The organism is Kordiimonas gwangyangensis DSM 19435 = JCM 12864, assembly GCF_000375545.1.
GTDB classification, from domain to species: domain Bacteria; phylum Pseudomonadota; class Alphaproteobacteria; order Sphingomonadales; family Kordiimonadaceae; genus Kordiimonas; species Kordiimonas gwangyangensis.
Genome location: NZ_AQXF01000013.1, coordinates 1 through 4,593, shown reverse-complemented (window position 1 = coordinate 4,593; position 4,593 = coordinate 1). Strand labels below are relative to the sequence as shown.

The 4,593-nt window shown below is 53.1% G+C and carries 3 protein-coding genes; all 3 read right to left on the bottom strand.

What is annotated here, in order from left to right; genetic code table 11:
- Nucleotides 1-91: 91 nt before the first annotated feature.
- The gene (locus B150_RS23330; protein ID WP_162139724.1) at nucleotides 92-802 is read right to left on the bottom strand and encodes a glycosyltransferase family 9 protein; all 711 of its coding nucleotides are present in this window, start codon (nucleotides 800-802) and stop codon (nucleotides 92-94) included.
- Nucleotides 803-1,321: 519 nt separating this feature from the next.
- On the bottom strand, nucleotides 1,322-2,758 hold the full coding sequence (gene rfaE1, locus B150_RS0118945; RefSeq protein WP_026168483.1) for a D-glycero-beta-D-manno-heptose-7-phosphate kinase: 1,437 nt from the start codon (nucleotides 2,756-2,758) through the stop codon (nucleotides 1,322-1,324).
- Nucleotides 2,759-2,879: 121 nt separating this feature from the next.
- Entirely contained in the window at nucleotides 2,880-4,235 is a 1,356-nt protein-coding gene (locus B150_RS22790; RefSeq protein WP_162139723.1) for an undecaprenyl-phosphate glucose phosphotransferase, read from the bottom strand.
- Nucleotides 4,236-4,593 lie beyond the last annotated feature (358 nt).

The following is a 4,593-nucleotide window of genomic DNA, read 5'->3' as shown; positions in this document are numbered from 1 at the left end:
CAAGCATGGTAACAACGGTCTGCTGTCGCCCGTCGAGTTCGAACGGCAGCAAAATTGGAAAGCCCAAGGTGTCTAAGAAACTAGGGGCTATTCAGTTTGCTCCTAAAGCTCTCCTCAGAGCCAATGCCACCTTTATTGGGGTTACGGCTTCTAGGCAGATAGGACTCTGGTGGATGCATCGGTCATAACAAGGGCGGCAGGGCATGGGGCTGTGGAAAATAGCTTCAGATATACCATCGCCAATCGGCGAAAACATCTCGAGCGAACCTGGGCCGAAAATGGCGACGACATTGCACCCGCATGCGGCAGCAACATGCATCGGTCCGCTATCATTGCACAAAAGTACCGAGCTTGACACTAAGAGTGCCTTAAGGTCGGGCAGCGAACCCCGCCACAACGACGCCCGCAGCCCTGCCGAACGGATATCCTCAACCAGCTCCGAAGCTCCGGTGTTTGGATCATCTACCGCGACCACTGCCACCATCTCCCGCTGCTCTTTGCAGGCCTTCAGGAGGGCGGTGCGGAAATTACTCACACCCCATTCGCGGATTTTCTGTCCAGCACCCATATGTACCACAACCACGGCGTGATCGGCCAATCCTTCTTCGCCCAGCCATTTGGCGATAACTGCTTGCGACCTATCACCCCCTTGTAGGGCGGGAGTATCAGAAACCTTGGCACCCGTGAGAAAGGTGGCGATGTGCGCGGCAACGGTTGCACGATGATGACTGAAATAATACTCTTTATCTATTCCCGGTACAGGATCTGTAAGCCAGAAGCGTCCACCTGCTGAAACGCTCACAGTCCGTCGTGCGCCTATTAGGCGGAGCTGTAGGCTGTCGCGAGGGTCAAGTCGAGGACTGATGGCCCAGTCAAGTCGAATAGACCTAAGTGCGCGAATGTCATGCACAAAACGGTACCATTGAGAGTCCCATATACGATATTTATCGGTGTGGCGGGTCCAAGGAGGAACAAGTGCGTGAGCGGCGTCTATCAACCTCTCGCCGTCAAATAGCTCGGCCAACCAAGGTTTGCCGAAAACATGGATCTCCGCGTCCGGACAGGCCGATTTGATACCGCGCAGGAGAGGGAGTGCCAATACAGCATCGCCAAGGCCCCATTGCAATAGAATGCCCACCCTGTCGCCGGGCTGGATTAGCTTTGGCGCGCCACGGGGTTTGCGCCTTGGGGTTATGGCAGACAAGGCTGTGAGGGCATAGGACACAACCTCCCGAACCGCGGAGCGAATGGACCGCTTAAGGCGTTCGAGCGTCTTTGGGTAGCCATCCAGATTTCCGGTTTCAAGCATAAGGCCGCCGGGTTAGCCAGTGGCCCGAATGCGAGATACAATACCGGTTGTGCTCTTGCCGCTCACTAGCTCGATCCGAATAACCTCGCCTCCGAGCTCTATGACAAAGTCAGCGCCCGCAATATCCTCGATAGCATAGTCGGCCCCCTTGATGAGCACGTTGGGTCTAACCGACTTTATTAGGTTTTCAGGCGTATCTTCTTCAAACGGGATCACCAGGTCAACGCTTTTGAGTTCGGCCAGCAGCGCTGCACGGTCTCTACACAGGTTGATGGGACGTTCCGCTCCCTTAAGACGGCGCACGCTGGCATCGCCATTGAGCCCGACCACAAGCCGATCACAGTGTTTGCGGGCAGCCTGGAGAAGACTGATATGTCCAGCATGGAGGATGTCGAAACACCCGTTGGTAAAGCCGACGCGCTGTCCCACCTGTTTCCAGTGCTCGACCAGATCAAGCGAGGGCATATCATGTTCGGGCGAGTGATGTTCAGCAAGCATGGCGGCGTCCAGCTCATCGGCGGTGACAAATGCAGTACCGAACTTGCCAACTACGATCCCAGCAGCCAAGTTGGCGATTTCGGCAATGCGCCTAGCATTTGCAAACCCTGCTCCAAGGCAACAGGCGATTGTGGCAACGACAGTGTCGCCTGCGCCGGATACATCAAAAACCTCCTTCACTCTGGCGGGCAGGTGATGCACGTCCTCTGCCGTAACAACCGAAATACCCCTCTCGCCGCGCGTAGCCATGACAGTACCTATATCATGATCCTGAAGTATACGCCGTGCCGCGGCAACAATGGCCTCATCGGTGTCCACCGAAATTCCACTAGCTTCGGCTAACTCTTTCTGATTCGGGGTGATGATGTCTGCCCCTGAATATACACTATAGTCCTGTGTTTTTGGGTCAACGACCACGGGTATACCCTTTTCGTGCGCCATAGCAATTAGTGCCGCGCAGATATCTGCCGTTAACACCCCTTTTTTGTAATCGGAGAGAACAAGGGTATCGACATGATCCAAGGCTGATCGGCACTGTGCCAAGAATTTCACGCGAGATATGTCATCATAGACGAACGGAATTTCCCGATCGACGCGCAGAAGCTGCTGATTGCCAGCCACAATCCTATTCTTTTCAGTGGTGGTGTGTTCCCCGGACTTTAGGAGGGATGGCACAATACCGTCATGGCCCTTAATAATGCGTAGAATGTCGTCGCCCTGGGTATCATCACCAATGCAGCCGATCAAATGTGCAGTACCGCCAAGACTCCAGATATTGACGGCGACATTAGCAGCCCCGCCCAGCATAGTCTTCGCCTCCTTCTGGCGGAAGACTGGCACCGGCGCTTCAGGGGAAACACGCTCAACAACACCATGAGTAAAGCGATCCAGCATCACGTCGCCAACCACCATGACCGAAACTTCCGCAATTGCTTTCGAGACTGATAACACCCAAACCTCCTAGATATTCTTCGAACCTATCAGCATGCCACACATAGACAGCTCTGTTGGGCTTGGCCCGCCCGTGCTTCGCCGGGGGGGGTGTGGAGAGCAATGGCCAACGCACTCGCATTCAATAGGCATTCTTGTCAAATAGTGCGGGAATGGTCATTAGGACTATACGAAGGTCCAGCCACACGGACCAATGGTCTACGTACCATCGGTCGAATTCGACCCGTTGTATCATTTTGTCCAGCGTATCAGTTTCTCCGCGCAGGCCATGGATCTGGGCCCATCCGGTGATGCCAGGCTTCATCTTATGACGGGCGAGGTAAGCATCGACGCTTATGAGAGCTTGGTGGGATAGATCAACCGGATGGGGACGCGGGCCAACTAGGGACATATCACCCAGAAGGACATTCAAGAGCTGTGGTAATTCATCTAGGCTTGTCCGGCGCAATATGCGGCCGATACGAGTCACACGCGGATCGCCCTTAGTGGCTTGGACAAACGGATTCTCTCCCTCTGGCACGTGCTGCATGGTCCTGAATTTGAAAACACTGAACGTGCCGTTGGCGAAGCCATGACGTTTCTGCCGAAAGAGGACGGGCCCAGCACTATCTAGTTTGATCGAGATGGCAATCAGGAGTAATATCGGCGCAGCCATGAAAAGGAAAAGAGAGCCGAGAATTACATCTTCCGCACGCTTCAACATTAGTTCGCCTGAAGACATTGGCCTCCGACCCAAGGTTACGGTCGGTATGCCGATATGCTGTCCGACGGCACGACCGGGGAAAGCTGCAACAACCGGCAAAATTGGGGTATGGATCTCGCACGGTAATACGGAGATGCGCGCGCGGACACATTCGATTTCTTCGACTTGGTCCCAATCAAGTGCTAGCCAGACGCTATCAACCATGATTGTATGATAGTCATGGATTAGGTGATCCAGTGTGTAGCCATCAAAACAGGGGCGGTGCCGCTCATCTACAAGAGCAGAGTCAATGCCAAAGACACCGGCTATTATAGTTGAAGGATCCAGCTTGTGAACTTGTTCAATTAGTACGGACACCGCCTGGAAATTGTTACCAACTACTGCGATGCGAGCTGCAAAATGGCCTGCTCTTTCGGCCTGCTGAATGGCAAGGTTCCATATAAAGTGAACACCCACGAGGCCCAATAGGCTGCCAGCAAACCAACCAAAAGCCCACAACCGGGAAAACTCATGGCCACTTTTGGCCATAAAGGCGAGAAATGTCACGGACGTGGCTACGTAGATCCAGCTCAGAGCAACTTTGCGAATGCCACTCCAGAGACGCTGGCGTTCGGCAATTTTGTAAACTGATGATTTTGAAACTACGAGAAGCCAACCAACGCAACCTATTATGGTAACGAGCATATAGTCGGGCGGAAGGAGCGCGAGGTCAAAACGAGCCATCCAAGAAACTTGAGCTGCTAATAAAATAACGAAGACATCGCATATCGACATCACGGTTGTCCGCAGCTCCGATCGCCAGAACGTCCTCAGCCCAACTTTAGTGTACGGTTTTCGAGGAAGTACTTTTGTCGCAGTTGAAGCTCTCATTTGGGAATCCCTGAACCATGCATATGGCTATAAGCCTTGTCTATGCAGCAACTAACTTTGCACTAGAAATATAGTGTTTCACGTTTACGTTTTGCACTGAAATTGCCTGTGAATAAGTTCTCATCACCGGAATGAAACCCCACAGAGTATAGTCATGAACTTATAGTCTGAATAGCCCCTAGTTTCTTAGACACCTTGGGCTTTCCAATTTTGCTGCCGTTCGAACTCGACGGGCGACAGCAGACCGTTGTTACCATGCTTG

Excerpts from the sequence above, each read along its gene's own strand:
- B150_RS22790 (WP_162139723.1), bottom strand. The coding sequence starts at position 4,235 with ATGTCGATATGCGATGTCTTCGTTATTTTATTAGCAGCTCAAGTTTCT.